Consider the following 14,243-nt stretch of genomic DNA (forward strand, 5'->3'; position numbering starts at 1 on the left):
GGAGTCGTCGACCATGCCTCACTCGTACCCGCACCTACTCGCGCCGATCACCGTCGGGCGGACCACCCTGCGCAACCGCGTCCTCATGGGCTCGATGCACGTCGGCCTCGAGGAGCAGCCCGACGGCTTCGAGCGGATGGCCGCCTTCTACGCCGAGCGGGCGAAGGGGGGAGCCGGCCTCATCGTCACCGGCGGCATCGCGCCCAACGACGAGGGCGCCCCGCTGCCCGGCGGCAAGACGCTGACGAGCGTGGACGACGTCGCCGACCACCGGCTCATCACCGACGCGGTCCACGCCGAGGGCGGCAGGATCGCGATGCAGATCCTGCACACCGGCCGCTACGCCTACCACCCGCAGATGGTCGCGCCGTCGCCGATCCAGGCGCCGATCAGCCGATTCGTCCCGCGGGAGATGACCGAGGCCGACATCCAGCGCACGATCGAGGACTACGCGCGTTGCGCGCGCCTGGCCCAGCAGGCCGGCTACGACGGCGTCGAGATCATGGGCTCCGAGGGCTACCTCATCAACCAGTTCATCGTCACGCGCACCAACCAGCGCACCGACGACTGGGGCGGGTCCTACGCCAACCGCATGCGCTTCCCGCTCGAGATCATCCGCCGTGTGCGCGCCGCCGTCGGCGACGACTTCGTCCTCGTCTACCGCCTGTCGATGCTCGACCTCGTGCCCGACGGCTCGACCCACGACGAGGTCGTCGAGCTGGCCCGAGAGGTCGAGGCCGCCGGCGCCGACATCATCAACACCGGCATCGGGTGGCACGAGGCCCGCGTCCCCACGATCGCCACCCAGGTCCCGCGCGCCGCATGGGCCGGCGTGACGAAGCACCTCATGGGCGCCGTCACCGTCCCGCTCGTCGCGACCAACCGGATCAACACCCCCGAGGTCGCCGAGCAGCTCCTCGCCGACGGCTTCGCCGACATGGTCTCGATGGCCCGGCCCTTCCTCGCCGACCCCGAGCTGGTCAACAAGGCCGCCGCCGGCGCCCCCGAGACGATCAACACCTGCATCGGCTGCAACCAGGCCTGCCTCGACCACACCTTCGCCGGCAAGATCACCTCCTGCCTCGTCAACCCCCGCGCCTGCCACGAGACCGAGCTGATCATCGGCCCGACCCGGCTGGCGAAGCGGATTGCCGTCGTCGGTGCCGGGCCGGCCGGCCTGGCCTTCGCGACGACCGCCGCCGAGCGCGGCCACCACGTCACGCTCTTCGATGCGGCCGACGACATCGGCGGTCAGCTCGACGTCGCGCGGCGCGTCCCCGGCAAGGAGGAGTTCGACGAGACCCTGCGCTACTTCCGGCACAAGCTCACCGACACCGGCGTCGACGTCAAGCTCGGCGCCCGTGTCGAGGCCGACGATCTCGAGGGCTACGACGAGGTGGCCATCGCCACCGGCGTCACCCCGCGCGTGCCCGAGCTGCCGGGCGTCGACCACGACAAGGTCGTCGGCTACCTCGACGTGCTGCGCGGCGGCGCCCCGGTGGGGGAGCGCGTCGCGATCCTCGGCGCGGGCGGTATCGGCTTCGATGTCGCGGCCTTCGTCACCGACCCCGGCGACGACGCGAGCCTCGACATCGCGGCCTTCCAGCAGACCTGGGGCATCGACGAGGCCGAGACCACGCCGGGTGGGCTGACCTCCCCTTCGCACCGGTCGGCAGTGCGCGAGGTGACCCTCCTGCAGCGCAAGACCTCCAAGGTCGGCGCCGGCCTCGGCATGACGACGGGCTGGATCCACCGGACCGAGCTCAAGGCCCGTGGCGTGACCATGGTCCCGGGCGTCACCTACGAGCGGATCGACGACGACGGCCTGCACGTGACCGTGGACGGGGCACCGCAGGTCCTCGACGTCGACACGATCGTCCTGTGCACCGGGCAGGAGCCCAACCGCACCCTCCACGACGAGCTCCAGGCGAAGGGGGTCACCGTGCACCTCATCGGTGGTGCCGACGTCGCCGCCGAGCTCGACGCCAAGCGAGCGATCGACCAGGGCACCCGCGTCGCCGCTGCGGTCTGATCGCATGACGGGACAGCCGCTGCGCTACGTCGCCATCGGCGACAGCCTCTCGGAGGGCATCGGCGACGAGCCGTGGCCCGACGGCACGCCGCGGGGCTGGACCGACCGGCTCGCGGCGCTGCTCGCCGCGCACCACGGCGAGGTCGACTACGCCAACCTCGCCGTGCGTGGCCTGCGGGCCCACGAGGTGCTCGCGACGCAGGTTGGGCCGGCGCTGGCGATGGAGCCGGACGTCGTCACGCTCACCGCGGGCATGAACGACCTGCTGCGTCCGCGCTTCGACGCCGCCACGCTGCGGGCGACGCTCGCCGAGATCGTCGCCCCCTTCACGGCGAAGGGGGCGCGTCTCGTCGTCGTGCCGATCCCCGACATCCGGTCGGTCTCGCCGGCCGGGCGGCTGCTCGCGCGGCGGCGGGTGGTGCTCAACGAGATCTATGCGTGGCTGTCGACCGAGCACGGCATGGAGCCGCCGGCGGTCACGACCGGGACGGTCTTCGAGGACCGGCGGGCCTGGGCCGACGACCGGCTGCACCTGTCGTCGCTCGGGCACGAGCGTCTGGCGATGGCCGCCGCGGACGCTCTGGATGTGCCCGGGGTCGACGCGTGGGCCCCTGTGCCGCAGGGGGATCCGCCGCGTCGGTCGGTGCGCACGGAGGCGGTCTGGGTGCGCGAGCACGTCGGCCCGTGGGTCGGGCGGCGGCTCACCGGACGCTCGTCGGGTGACGGGGTCGCGGCCAAACGGCCGGACCTCACCGGCTGGCAGCCGCCTGCTTGATCGCCTCGAAGCGCTCGGCCATCCGGGCGGCGAGCGCCTGCGATGCCTTGAGCGGGCGGGTCATCACCATGAACTCGACGACCTTGCCCTCGTCGTCGAGCGTGAGGAAGTCGCATCCGGTGATGTCGAGCCCATCGACCTTCGCCTCGAAGACGTAGGCCTCCTCCGACCCGTCACGCAGCTGGCGCACGTAGCGGAAGTCCTCGAAGACCTCCACGACCTCGCGCAGGATCGCGCTCGTGATCGCCTTGCCGGGGTAGGGGGTGTGGGCGACCGGGCTGCGGAAGACGACGTCCTCCGCGAGCAGCGCGTCGACCGCGTCGAGGTCCTTGGCTTCCACTGCGTCTCGGAACATGTCGCCAACCTACTCAACAAAGTGAGTATGCGGAACCCTCGATCCCTGAGGAGCTTGCGCAGCAAGCGTCTCGAAGGGACGCCTACGATCGCCCCATGGCCCTCCAGGACGCGATCCTCACCGCTCTCGCCCACGACGAGTCGTCGGGCTACGACCTGGCCAAGGCCTTCGACGTGTCGGTCGCCAACTACTGGACCGCGAGCCCGCAGCAGCTCTACCGCGAGCTGGACAAGATGGAGGAGGCCGGCCTCGTCGCCGCCCGCCACGTCGCCCAGTCCAAGCGTCCCGACAAGCGGGTCTTCCGCCTCACCGCTGCCGGTCGCAAGGCCCTGCGGGCGCACACCCTGCGCTCACCCAAGCCGCTGGCGGTGCGCGACGAGATGCTCGTCCAGGTCGCCGCGCTCGAGTCCGGTGACCCCGAGGCGATCCGTGAGCACGTCGTCGAGCGGATGGAGGCCTTCGAGGCGAAGCTCGCGACCTACCGCCTCGTCCAGGAGCGCACCCTCGCCGGCCGCAGCGAGGAGGACTTCCTCGCCTCGGGCGAGCCGGTCGGCCAGTACCTCACGCTGCTGCGGGGGATCAGCTTCGAGGAGGAGAACCTGCGCTGGGGCCGCCGGGTCATCGCCGTCCTCGACGCCCGCTCCGACGCCTGACCCGCCCCCTTCGGATCTCGTGGAGGTCGTGCGCACCCAACTCTGCAAAACCCTAGGGTCTTGCAGAGTTCTGGCTCGTGCTCTGGAGCAACGGCATAGCCGACGAAGGGGGCCGTCGGGTCATCGCCGTCCTCGACGCCCGCGCCGACGGCTGACCCCGCCCCCTTCGCATCTCCTGGAGGTCGTGCGCACCCAACTCTGCAGAACCCTAGGGTCTTGCAGAGTTCTGGCTCGTGCTCTGGAGCAACGGCATAGCCGACGAAGGGGGCCGCCCCGGTCTCCCGGGACGACCCCCTTCGCTCAACCTCGGACCTCAGTCCTGGGTGCGCTCCTGCACGGCCTCGGCGGCCCGCTGCGCGGCCTGGCCGACGGCCCCGCTCACCTGCCGCGGAGCCCGCTGCGGTGCAGCACCGCCACCGGATTGCAGCTGCGGCAGCAGCTGGGCCATGAGCAGCGTCGACAGCGCGGAGCTGTCGCCGGCGCCGGCGTCGGTGTGCACGATGACCGGGCGCGGGGCGTCCTCGGCGAGGGTCGCGCCGACGTCGAGGCGACGACGGGCCAGCTCGTAGCCGAGCACCGCGCGGTTGTCGCGGTAGGCGGTGGCCAGCTGCTCCTGGGCCTTCGCCTCGCCCTGTGCCGCAACGAGGTTGGTGCGGGCCCGGGTCTCGATCTCGTAGCGCACCTTCTGCGCCTCGGTCTCGCGCTCCTCGAGCATCTGGGCGACGTCCTTGCGGGCCTTGTTGAGCGAGGCCTGGACCTCGACGACCTTGGCGTCGCGCACCTTCTTCGACCGCTCGATCTCGAGCAGCAGGGTGTCGATGCGGCGCTTGCGCGTCAGCTCCCACTCCTTCTCGTAGGCCACGAGCTCCTTGGCCACCCGCTCCCGCGTCGCGAGGTGCTCGCGGTACTGGTCGGGCAGCTGCACGTCGGGGATGTTGCAGCCCATGATCTGCACGCCATAGCGGGTCAGCTGGCGGTTGAGCAGGTCCTGCATGTCCTTGACGTCGCTGCCGCGCAGGTCGTAGGCCTGCTCGGTGCGCACCTGGCGGCTGCGCTGCCGGATCGCGTCCTGCACGGAGTTGCTCAGCACGAGGTCGAAGTTGCCCGCGCCGATCGTCTGGACGAAGCGGATCGCGTCGACGATGCGGAAGCGCAGGAAGAACTCGATCGACTTCAGCGGCACGTTCTCGTGCGTCGGCGAGCTGAGCACCGGTGCCGTGTAAGGGATCTCGGTCGTCACGTCGACGACGTAGGCGACCCGCGCCCACGGGTGCCACAGGTAGTGGCGGCCGGGGGTGAGGCCGGGGCCGGTGATCGCGCCGAACTTCGTCAGCACCCCGACCGTGCCTTCCTCGATCTCGATGATCGAGCTGCGCCACCACCACAGGGCCGACAGCATGAAGGCGAGGATCGCGACGAAGATCGACAGCCCGCCGAGGGCGCCGTGGTCGGTCGCGGCGAGGAGGACACCGCTGAGCAGTGCCCACACGCCGAACCACACGAGGGAGGTCCAGCGCATCCCGCGCTTGTCCTTGGGGATGACGACCGGCACGAGTGAGCCGGAGTCACCACCGCGCAGGTAGCGCGCGACGTCGCCCCACCCGGAGACGACCTCCTTGATCGAGCTCATGCCCTGGCCGCGCACCGCACGGACCGCCTGCTCCATCATCTGGTCACTCACTGCGCTCACCCTCCGTCGACATGTCGGTCACCTGGACGCGCGGGGCCGGAGCCACGCGGGGTGCCGGCGGCACCGGCGGGGCACCCGGGGCGGGCGGTGCCAGTCCCGGCGGCGGGGGCGGCGGGTCCTCCCCTTCGTCCTGCAGGTCGGACCGTGGGTTGGTGTCCTCCGGGAGCGAAGGGGGCGGGGTCGCCTCCTCCTGCACGGCACCGATGGCCTCGGTGACGCTCTCGTCGGTCACCGACTGCCGGATCTCGTCGAGGCGCTGCGCGCCCTCGGCGTCGAGGTCGGACTCGGTGACCGGCAGGATCTCGACGTCGCTCTCCTCGGGCACCTGCAGCAGCTGCTCGATGTCGGCCTCGCGCTCGGAGACGCGGGCGGCGATGTCGGCCTGGCGGGCGCGGATGGCCTCCATGTCCTCGGCGGTGAAGAGCTGGGCGCCCTGACCGCCGACGAGCTGGCGGGCGATCTGCAGGTAGTCGACGCCCTCCGACTCCTCGCCGACGCGCACGATCTGCGGCAGCGACCCGGAGACGCCCTCCATCTTGTCGAGCATGTCCTGCTGGTAGCGGTAGTCGAGGATCTCCGGCGCGAGGGCCGCGCTCAGTGCGCGGATGTCGAGGGCCTGGGCCTCGAGCAGCGCGGCATTGGCATTGGCCTCAGACTCCGACTCGACGAAGCGCTGGCGCGCGACGGCGTTGGCCCGGTTGGTCTCCCGCTCGAGGGCGGTGTCCATCTGCGCCTGGTAGCGGGCGATGTCGGCCTGGATGGCGGAGAGGTTCTCGTTGAGCGAGGCGAGGTCCTTGTTGAGGTCACCCTCGTTCTGCTCCTTCTTCAGCCCCAGCTCGTAGTCGTAGGTGTAGGCCTCCTTGGCGACCCGGATCATCTCCGGCGCCGCGAGGTCCATCCGGTACTCCTGCGCCGACGGCTCCGCGTGCGTGATGTTGGCCGTCGTCAGCTCGACCGCGGGGGCGAACTGCGCGTTGAGCTGCTCGAGCAGTCGCGCGGTGCTCTCGCCGACGAGGTCGTAGATGCCCGAGGCCTCCTGCTCGTAGATCAGCGAGCGGGTCGTCTCCGAGATCGCGTTGTTGAGCTTGTCCTGGAATCCCTGGACGGCACCGAGGACGAAGACGAACTCACGGGCGCTGACGATGCGGAACTGCAGGAAGAGGTCGACCGACGCCTGCACGCCCGACTTCGTCGGTGCCGAGCGGATCGGCGCGTTGAAGGGGTACTCGCGGGTGGTGTTGACGATGTATGACACGCGCTTCCACGGGTTCCACAGCGTCACCCGGCCGGGGCCGACCTCGGCCTCGACCTTGCCGAAGCGCGAGATCAGGGCGGTGCAGCCCTCGGGCACCATGACCATGCCCTGGCGCCACCAGAGGAAGGCCGCCGCGACGAGCACGAGCAGCCAGTAGTGCGGGCCGAAGACCGCGAAGCTCAGGTCGAAGGGGAGGAGCACGACCCCGCCGGCGATGCCGATGAGGACGAGCGCGATGACCGGGATCATCGCGCGCAGGCGGCCGCCCTTGGGCATGACCATCGGCGTGATGACGTGCACCGGGCCGGTCTGGCTCATCTCGTAGCGGCTGCGGCTGAGCGCCTCGGCCGCGTCGTCGAGCGAGACGTGCTCGGCGTTGATCCGGGTGCCGGCGGACCCCCCTTCGCCCCGGGCGGCGGGGAAGTCCCGCGCATTGAGGTCGAAGCCGGTGCCCTGCTGCACCTGCTCCAACGCCTGGTCGACGGCGCCACCCATGCCGGCCGCTCCCGCGACCTGGCGGGCAGCGTTCATGAACTGCTGTGCCCCTGTGCTCAAGGCGATTCCCCTTCGTGGTGCTGGTCTGGCGCGATCCTTTCACGCAGAGGGCCGCCCACGGGAGGGGGAGCACTCCCCGCCCCGACGTCCCGGTCCCTGAGGAGCTTGCTCTGCAAGCGTCTCGAAGGGACTACAGCTGCGTGTTCAGATACCGCTGCAGCTGAGCCGTCGTCCGCGGCGTCCACCGCGTCGCCCCGTCACGACTGATGCCGAGGTAGTCCTGCAGCGTCCGGATCGACGCAGGGTCCCAGCGGCCCGAGGTGGTCGCGCCGATGCGCCACTGGAGGGACGTGATGGTCGCGGAGTCCCAGACGCGGGTCTCGGGCTTGCCCAGCCAGCGCTGGATCCGCCCGACGAGATAGGGACTGAAGGTGCCGGTCGGCGTCATCCGCGTCCCGAGCATCCCGGCGGCCTCCTTGGCGCGCAGCACCCGCAGGGAGGCGGCGTCGACCTTCGCCCGGAAGCTCGCGTCGCTCGCGGCCCGGGTGCGCACCGCCGAGACCATCGCCGGCAGGGTGTCCGTGCGTGCGGTGAGGACCATGTCGCCGCCGGCGTCGATGAACTTCGTCGCCCGCTGCGCGGGAGTCCACGCCGCGAGCTGCTTCGCGTTGCCGACGTCATCGGTCATCACGACCCCGTCGAACCCCATCCGCTCCCGCAGGATCGTGCGGATCACGGTGGGGGAGAAGACCGCTGGCCGCGAGGAGTCGATCCGCGAGTAGGAGGCCGACGACATCATGACGAAGGGGGTCCCCGCCGTCACTGCGTCGGCGAAGGGCGTGAGCAGCGCCGACGTGCTCGTCGTGACGGTGTCGGTCACACCGCTCGTGGTGTCGGTGTTGCCCGTGACCCGGCCCAGACCGGGGAAGTGCTTGACCGTCGTCGCGACCCCGGCGCGCGACATGCCGGCCCGCACAGCACCCCCCTTCGTCGTCACGGTGGAGGAGTAGGCGCCGTACTCGCGGTCCCAGCGACCGAGCGGCTCGTTGGTCGCCTTGTACGCCGGCGGGACGGTGTCGAGGACCGGCCCGAGGTTGGTGTTGACCCCCGCCCGCGACAGCTGCGTGCCCCAGCGCACGGCATTGGCCCGCAGGGTCGAGGTGGCCTGGGTGCCCTGCGAGAGGGCCGTGGGCATCCGTGAGAATCCGGAGCCCTGCAGCACCTGCACGTTGCCGCCCTCCTGGTCCGCGGAGAGGAAGGCCGGCACCGTGGCCGTGGCGTCGGCGGGCTCGGTGAGCCGCTGCAGCGAGGTCGTCACCGAGCGGATGTGGTCGGCCCCGCTCGTGCTGCGCCCCATGAGGATGACGTTGCCGACGTGCTGCTCGCTGACGACCGAGCGCAGCCCCGCGGACACCGAGTCGGCGGGGGTGGCCACCATGAAGAGCTGTCCGATGCGTTGGTCCCGGGTCATCGCCGCGTGCACCTGGTCGGCCCGGCTCGCGGTCACGGCCGAAGGGGGCGCCGCTCCCGTCGTCGGTGCGGCGGAGGCCGACGCCGCGGTGACCGCGAGGACCGCGGCGGCGCTGGTCAGGGCGAGCGTGCGCTGCACCCCTCCAGAGTGGCACTGATCGGCGCCCTCCGCCTCCCTTACCGCTGGCTGAGGAGGTCGCCCCGCGACCGTCTCGAAGCCACCGCCAGGGGCAGGGTGACGAGCGCAAAGATCGCCGTGGCGAGCAGCGCCGTGGGGAAGTCGGAGGCCGTCGCGATGGCGCCGACGAGCATGGAGCCGATGGCGGTGCCGAGGTCGTAGCCGACATTCCAGATCGAGCTCGCGAGCCCGACGTGCCGGCGGGAGACGGCGGCGAAGGAGAGCACGAGCGTGAGGTTCTGCAGCGCGCCGTAGGCACTGCCGAGCACGAGCGCACCCACGAGCAGCAGCGGCACGGACTGCTCGTCGACGGCCCAGGCGATCGCACCGACCCCGAGCACCGTGAGGACGACGAAGGGGGCGACGAACCGCTGTGCACCGTGCCGGTCCGCGACGCCGCCGATCCACCAGCGGAAGATCGCGGCCATGAGCTCCATGAGGGCGAGGGCGGGGATGACGACCGCGGGGTCGCGCACCATCTGCGGCCCGAAGGTCAGCACGGCGCCGCCGGCGATCGTCGCGCCCATGAGCAGGACCATCGGCCGCAGCAGGGTGAGCGCCACCCGCGACGTGCTCGGGCCGCCGGCGTCCTCGTCCCCGGCCGACGGGTGCGGCAGGCGGGAGAGGACCCGACCGAGCGCGAGCGCGGCGGGCGCGCCGAGCAGGGGCACGGCGCCGACGACGAAGACCCAGGCGAAGCCGATCGTCTCGGCCACCCACGACCCGAGCGGCAGGAGGACGACCTGCGGCCCGGCGACGGCCAGCCCGTAGGCGCCCACGGCCTTGCCGCGGGTCTTGGGGGTCGACAGCTCGGCGACGGCCGCGCTGCCGGTGACGGTGAGGATGCCGAAGCCGACGCCGCGCACGGCGGACAGGGCCAGGACCGCCCACAGCTCGTCGCTGGCGATCAGTCCCAGGGACGGGGCGCCGAGCAGCACCAGCCCGGCGGCAAGGGTCGGCCCCCAGCCGAAGCGCCGCAGCAGCGCCGGGACGGTGAACTGGGTCAGGACGGTGACGAGCAGCAGCACGCCGTTGACGAGACCGGCGCCCCCTTCGTCCGCACCACCGCGCACGACCCACAGGGGCACGACGGGCATGAGGACGGAAAATCCGCTGAAGCCGAGGAAGGTCGCCGCCAGCAGCGCGGGCATCCCCCGCGCGGTCCACACACTGCTCACTGGCAGCAGTCTCTCACCCCCGGCCCCTGCCCTTCGAGACGCTCGGCCGCGGGCGGCCTCGCTCCTCAGGACTCGGAGGCCGTCCGCGGCCGTCTCGCAGGGGCTACCGGCGCTCCCACACGTGCCAGCCGCCGAGGGTGACCCGCTCGGCGTAGTGCCCGGCGAGCGTCTGCTGGGCCGCGGCCGCGCGCAGCCCCCAGCCGTCGAGGCCGGAGCCGGAGGTCACGACCCAGCGGGGTGCGCTCGGTCCGGCGAGCACGCCGCTCAGCCCGCTCAGCCGGGGGTCACGGACCCTGACGGGCAGGCTCCACAGCTGTGGGTAGGGGCTGGTCGCGCCGCTGCCGGCGACGATGTCGGGGTGGCCGTAGGCGACGACGACGCCGTCGCCCGGACGTGCGTGGTCGTGCAGCCAACCCATGACGAGCGCGTCGTCGGAGGGCGGGGTCGTGGTGAGGGCACGTGCCCCGTGCGCGGTGATCGTCGCCGCGACGACCACACCGACCGCCGCGGCCAGCACCCGCCGGGCCGTCGGGCCCGGGCGACACAGCAGGACGAGCAGCACGGCTCCCGGCACCATCCCGGTCAGGTAGTGCAGCCAGTAGCTGCCGCCGGCGAGCACCGCGACGGCCTCCCAGGCCGCCATCGCGACGGCCGGGACGACGAGCCATCGTGCGGCACCGGCGCGTCCGTGAGCCCGGGCGACGAGCGCGAGGGCCACGACCAGCAGCGGGAGGAGCCCGCTGAGCACGGACATGGTCATGAGGTGGACGAAGCGTTCGCTCGTCGCCGGGCTCGCCGACTGCCCGATGACCGCCGCCGCCCGGCCGCGGAAGACGACGACGGCCTCCCAGAGCCCGGCGGGCCCCGTCCCGCGTGACGCTGCGGCGACGAGAGCGGCGGTCAGCGTGGCGAGCGCACCCGCCGCGAAGGCCGTCGCCAGGCGCGTCCCGGATGCGACCCGCGGGCGGGCCCGGCGGCCGGCGAAGGCGAGCATGACCCCGGCGAGCACGAAGCCGTCGACGACGTTTTGCTTCACGAGGGCAGCGGCGACCGCGGCCGCCCCGGCACCCGCCATGAGCAGCAGGGCGCGGGCGCCCGCGGGTCCGCGGGCGCCGTGGACGAGGAGCAGGACCGTGAGCATGACGCAGGGCAGCGCCAGGAGCTCGCCGTCGACCTCCGGCATGCCGAGCAGCGGACTGGTGAGCAGCGCGGCGGCGGCGACGAAGGCGGCCCAGCGGGTGAGGCGGGTGCCGACGAGCCTGCCGAGCTGCCAGGTGAGTATCAGGGTGAGCCCGGTGGCGCACGCGCCGAGGAGCTTGACGCCCGGGTCGATGACACCGGCGGTGGTGAGCCCGACGGGGAACCGCGAGGCGAGGGCGAAGATCGCGACGAGGAGAGGTGGCCGGTCGACCCAGTAGTCGCCGTAGAGCGAGCTGCCCGGTGACCAGTGGCTGCCCACGAGGAGGTAGCCGGCTTCGTCGGAGGTGAGCGGCGCACCCAGCAGAGTCACCCACAGGGCGACGGCGACACCGACGACCGTCAGGGCGAGCAGGCGCTCGCGGCGGGTGACGGTGGTGGCCGCCGGGTCCCTGTGGACAGGGGGGAGAGGGGACCCGGCGGCCCGCGCCGTCACGGTTTCTCGGCTCGAGACGGTCACGATGTCATCGTGCGCCGGGACGGCTGCAGACAACCTGACTGCCACGTCGCCCCCCTTCGTCATGCGGCGCGGTGCTCCCGCAGGGGCCCGACCTCTGCCGTCGCGAGATCGCCGCGCAGCAGTCGACGGGTCGCCTCGTGAGTGCGGCGCCAGTCACCGTGCGGAGCGTGCAGATCGGTGTCGTGGAGCAGGAGGGTGCCGCCGGGGCGCAGTCGACGCGTCGCCGTCGTGACGACGGTGTCGGCCGTGGCACCCCACTCCCACTCGCGGCCCCACGCCGTCCACAGCACCGGGGTGAGCCCCAGTCGGCGGCAGGCGATCAGGGCCTCGGTCCCGAGCACCCCGTAGGGCGGGCGGTAGTGCTCGACCCGCTGACCGGTCAGGTCCTCCAGGAGGCTCCGGCCGGCGCGCAGCTGCCGGGTGAGCGTGCCCGGCGGGATCGCCAGGACGCATCGGTGGATCCACCCGTGCAGGGCCACCTCGTGGCCGTCGGCGACGATCCGGCGCACGAGGTCGGGGTGGTCCGCCGCCTGCGACCCCAGGAGGAAGAAGGTGGCCCGTCGTCCCTCCTGCGCCAGCAGGTCGAGGAAGGCGGGAGTGCTGCGCGGGTCCGGGCCGTCGTCGAAGGTGAGGGCGATGTGCCGCCCCTCGGCGCGGCCGGCGAGTCCCGGGGCCACCGCCGCCCGCAGCGGCGCGATGGCTGTTGCCGAAGGGAGGGCCTGCCCGGCGGCGAGCGCCGCGAGGGCGACCGCGGCCGGTTTCACGCCGCCACCGTCGCACGTGATCCGACGAGGACGTCGCCGACCTCCGGGGCGTCGACGGGCAGGCGACTCGCCCTCGGGGCCGTGGCGCTGGCGGCCAGGTGGGCCGACAGCTCGCCCCGGGTGCGGGCCCACGGCACGAGGCCGACCCGGTCGAGGTTGGCGCAGTTCGTGACGCCGTGGCCGGCGAGCGGTCGATAGGTGATGACCGGGGTGCCCGAGGCCATCGCCTGGAGGGAGGTGAAGCCGCCCGCGTTCTGCACCACGCAGGTCGCCGTCGCCATGAGGTCCGGGACGTCGTCGCGCCAGCCGAGGGCGACGACCCCGGGCACCCCGTCGAGGCGACGGCGGAGTCGCTCGTCGGTGCCGCAGAGGACGACCGGCACGAGTCGTCCGTCGTCGCGGATGTCGCGGGCGGTGGCGACGAGGTCGCCCATGCCGAGCGAGCCACCGGTCACCAGCGCCCACGGTGAGCTCGGGATCCCGGGCGGAGGCGTCGCGACCGGACCCTTGGGGCCCGCGATGTCGACGAGCGGGTGCACGACCGCCGTGCGACCACCGAGAGCGCGTGCCTCCTCGGCCGCGACCTCGTGGACGGCCAGGTGCAGGTCCGCGCCGGGGTGCACCCACAGCGAGTGCACGGAGGTGTCGGTGAGATAGGTGACGACGGGGGCGGCGAGCCGCCCGCCGGCCCGCGCGTGGCCGAGCATCTGCGCACCGAAGGGGTGGGTCGTCACGACGAGGTCGGGCTCGCCGACCGCCTGCAGGAGACGTCCGGAGAGCAGGCCGAGCAGGCCGGTGGCGGCGCGCTGGGCGATCGTTCCCGGGCCGAGCAGGTCGAGCGTCGTGCCCCACGACCCCGGCACCGTGCGCAGCTGGGCGTAGTAGGCCGCTCGCAGCGCCGGCCCGAGTCGCCACGGCAGCAGGTCGACCACGTCGAGCACGTTGACCCGGCAGCCGCGCTCGGTCAGCACGCGGGAGATCTCGCGGGCCGCGCAGTTGTGCCCCGCGCCGTAGGTGCCGGTGACGACGACGACTCGCGGTGCGGCGTCGGCGGTGAGGGGGAGGACCGGTCGGGGTTGGCTGATGGGGCTCATGTGCTCACAGTGCTGGACACCACCTGCAACCAGCCTGAACACGTCGTCTCCGTCGCGTCGCCGGGCAGGGCAGCAGCACGGCCCGCACTGGTTCTTGACCGGTCCGGCCCGGCGGGTGTGCACTGAAGAGTGCACTTCACGGTCACGACCCGGGCCACGCCCGATCAGGTGCTGCGCGCCCTGACCGACATGTCGCCGCGCCGCCTGCAGACGTGGAGCCGCACGCTCGACCCCGCCACCTATGAGGTGCGTGCGCAGGGTGACACGTGGGCGATGGTGCGCGAGAGCTCACCCGGATCGCCCTTCTGGGTCGTGCCGCGCTACGACTGGTCCGACCCGACCACCGTCCGGTGGACCCTCGAGGAGACGAGCTGGGGCGGGGGAGGCGACGGCGCGGTCCGCATCGCGCCGGCCCCGGCAGGTGGCAGCACCGTGACCGCCGAGTGGACCTACACGGGGATGACCCGGCGCAGCCACCGGCTCTTCATCGCCCTCCTCCAGCGGCCGCCGCTGCGCAGCCTCCTGGCGCGGGGGTGGCGGACCGCCTTCGACCGCTTCGCGGTGCAGGACTCCTAGCCCGCTGCCGCACGGCTCCACCCTGAAGGTTGTGTGTTGAACCGGTAGCCCGGGGAGCCGGTAGCGCTCCA

General features: G+C 72.5%; 12 protein-coding genes. 4 read left to right on the plus strand and 8 right to left on the minus strand.

Features of this window, described 5'->3' with window-relative positions; all coding sequences use genetic code 11:
- Window positions 1-13 precede the first annotated feature (13 nt).
- Window positions 14-2,032, plus strand: a complete 2,019-nt coding sequence (locus ACQBJO_RS06910; protein ID WP_421008611.1) for an FAD-dependent oxidoreductase — start codon at window positions 14-16, stop codon at window positions 2,030-2,032.
- 4 nt (window positions 2,033-2,036) lie between these two features.
- Window positions 2,037-2,807 carry an SGNH/GDSL hydrolase family protein gene (locus ACQBJO_RS06915; protein ID WP_421008610.1) on the plus strand — a complete coding sequence of 257 codons (771 nt, stop codon included), beginning with the start codon at window positions 2,037-2,039 and terminating at the stop codon, window positions 2,805-2,807.
- Here the strand turns inward: ACQBJO_RS06915 and ACQBJO_RS06920 are convergent.
- A complete protein-coding gene (locus ACQBJO_RS06920) occupies window positions 2,782-3,162 on the minus strand; it encodes a nuclear transport factor 2 family protein (RefSeq protein WP_421008609.1) in 381 nt (126 codons plus the stop codon). The genes ACQBJO_RS06915 and ACQBJO_RS06920 overlap by 26 nt on opposite strands.
- Before the next feature lie 95 nt (window positions 3,163-3,257).
- Between ACQBJO_RS06920 and ACQBJO_RS06925 the strand changes: the two genes are divergently transcribed.
- Complete coding sequence (locus ACQBJO_RS06925; protein WP_421008608.1) at window positions 3,258-3,815, plus strand: PadR family transcriptional regulator; 558 nt, start codon at window positions 3,258-3,260, stop codon at window positions 3,813-3,815.
- Between the two features lie 313 nt (window positions 3,816-4,128).
- On the opposite strand, the gene ACQBJO_RS06930 is transcribed toward ACQBJO_RS06925, so the two are convergent.
- From ACQBJO_RS06930 to ACQBJO_RS06960, 7 genes are all read right to left on the minus strand, one after another.
- On the minus strand, window positions 4,129-5,496 hold the full coding sequence (locus ACQBJO_RS06930) for an SPFH domain-containing protein (protein WP_421008607.1): 1,368 nt from the start codon (window positions 5,494-5,496) through the stop codon (window positions 4,129-4,131).
- Complete coding sequence (locus ACQBJO_RS06935) at window positions 5,489-7,315, minus strand: SPFH domain-containing protein (protein WP_421008606.1); 1,827 nt, start codon at window positions 7,313-7,315, stop codon at window positions 5,489-5,491. The genes ACQBJO_RS06930 and ACQBJO_RS06935 overlap by 8 nt, the downstream gene beginning before the upstream one ends.
- A 130-nt stretch (window positions 7,316-7,445) precedes the next feature.
- Window positions 7,446-8,864 (minus strand): glycoside hydrolase family 3 N-terminal domain-containing protein, encoded by a 1,419-nt coding sequence (locus ACQBJO_RS06940; RefSeq protein WP_421008605.1) that lies wholly within the window; start codon window positions 8,862-8,864, stop codon window positions 7,446-7,448.
- 38 nt (window positions 8,865-8,902) lie between these two features.
- Window positions 8,903-10,081 (minus strand): MFS transporter, encoded by a 1,179-nt coding sequence (locus ACQBJO_RS06945; protein ID WP_421008604.1) that lies wholly within the window; start codon window positions 10,079-10,081, stop codon window positions 8,903-8,905.
- Window positions 10,082-10,184: 103 nt separating this feature from the next.
- Window positions 10,185-11,738 carry a hypothetical protein gene (locus tag ACQBJO_RS06950; protein WP_421008603.1) on the minus strand — a complete coding sequence of 518 codons (1,554 nt, stop codon included), beginning with the start codon at window positions 11,736-11,738 and terminating at the stop codon, window positions 10,185-10,187.
- A 59-nt stretch (window positions 11,739-11,797) separates the two neighbouring features.
- Window positions 11,798-12,502, minus strand: coding sequence for a polysaccharide deacetylase family protein (locus tag ACQBJO_RS06955; RefSeq protein WP_421008602.1), 705 nt, complete (start codon window positions 12,500-12,502; stop codon window positions 11,798-11,800).
- Window positions 12,499-13,596, minus strand: coding sequence for an MGDG synthase family glycosyltransferase (locus ACQBJO_RS06960; protein ID WP_421008601.1), 1,098 nt, complete (start codon window positions 13,594-13,596; stop codon window positions 12,499-12,501). The genes ACQBJO_RS06955 and ACQBJO_RS06960 overlap by 4 nt, the downstream gene beginning before the upstream one ends.
- Window positions 13,597-13,725: 129 nt before the next feature.
- On the opposite strand from ACQBJO_RS06960, the gene ACQBJO_RS06965 reads away from it, so the two are divergent.
- Entirely contained in the window at window positions 13,726-14,172 is a 447-nt protein-coding gene (locus tag ACQBJO_RS06965) for a hypothetical protein (protein WP_421008600.1), read from the plus strand.
- Window positions 14,173-14,243: the final 71 nt, after the last annotated feature.

Source organism: Janibacter zhangyanbonis (assembly GCF_050507325.1).
Taxonomy (GTDB): domain Bacteria; phylum Actinomycetota; class Actinomycetes; order Actinomycetales; family Dermatophilaceae; genus Janibacter.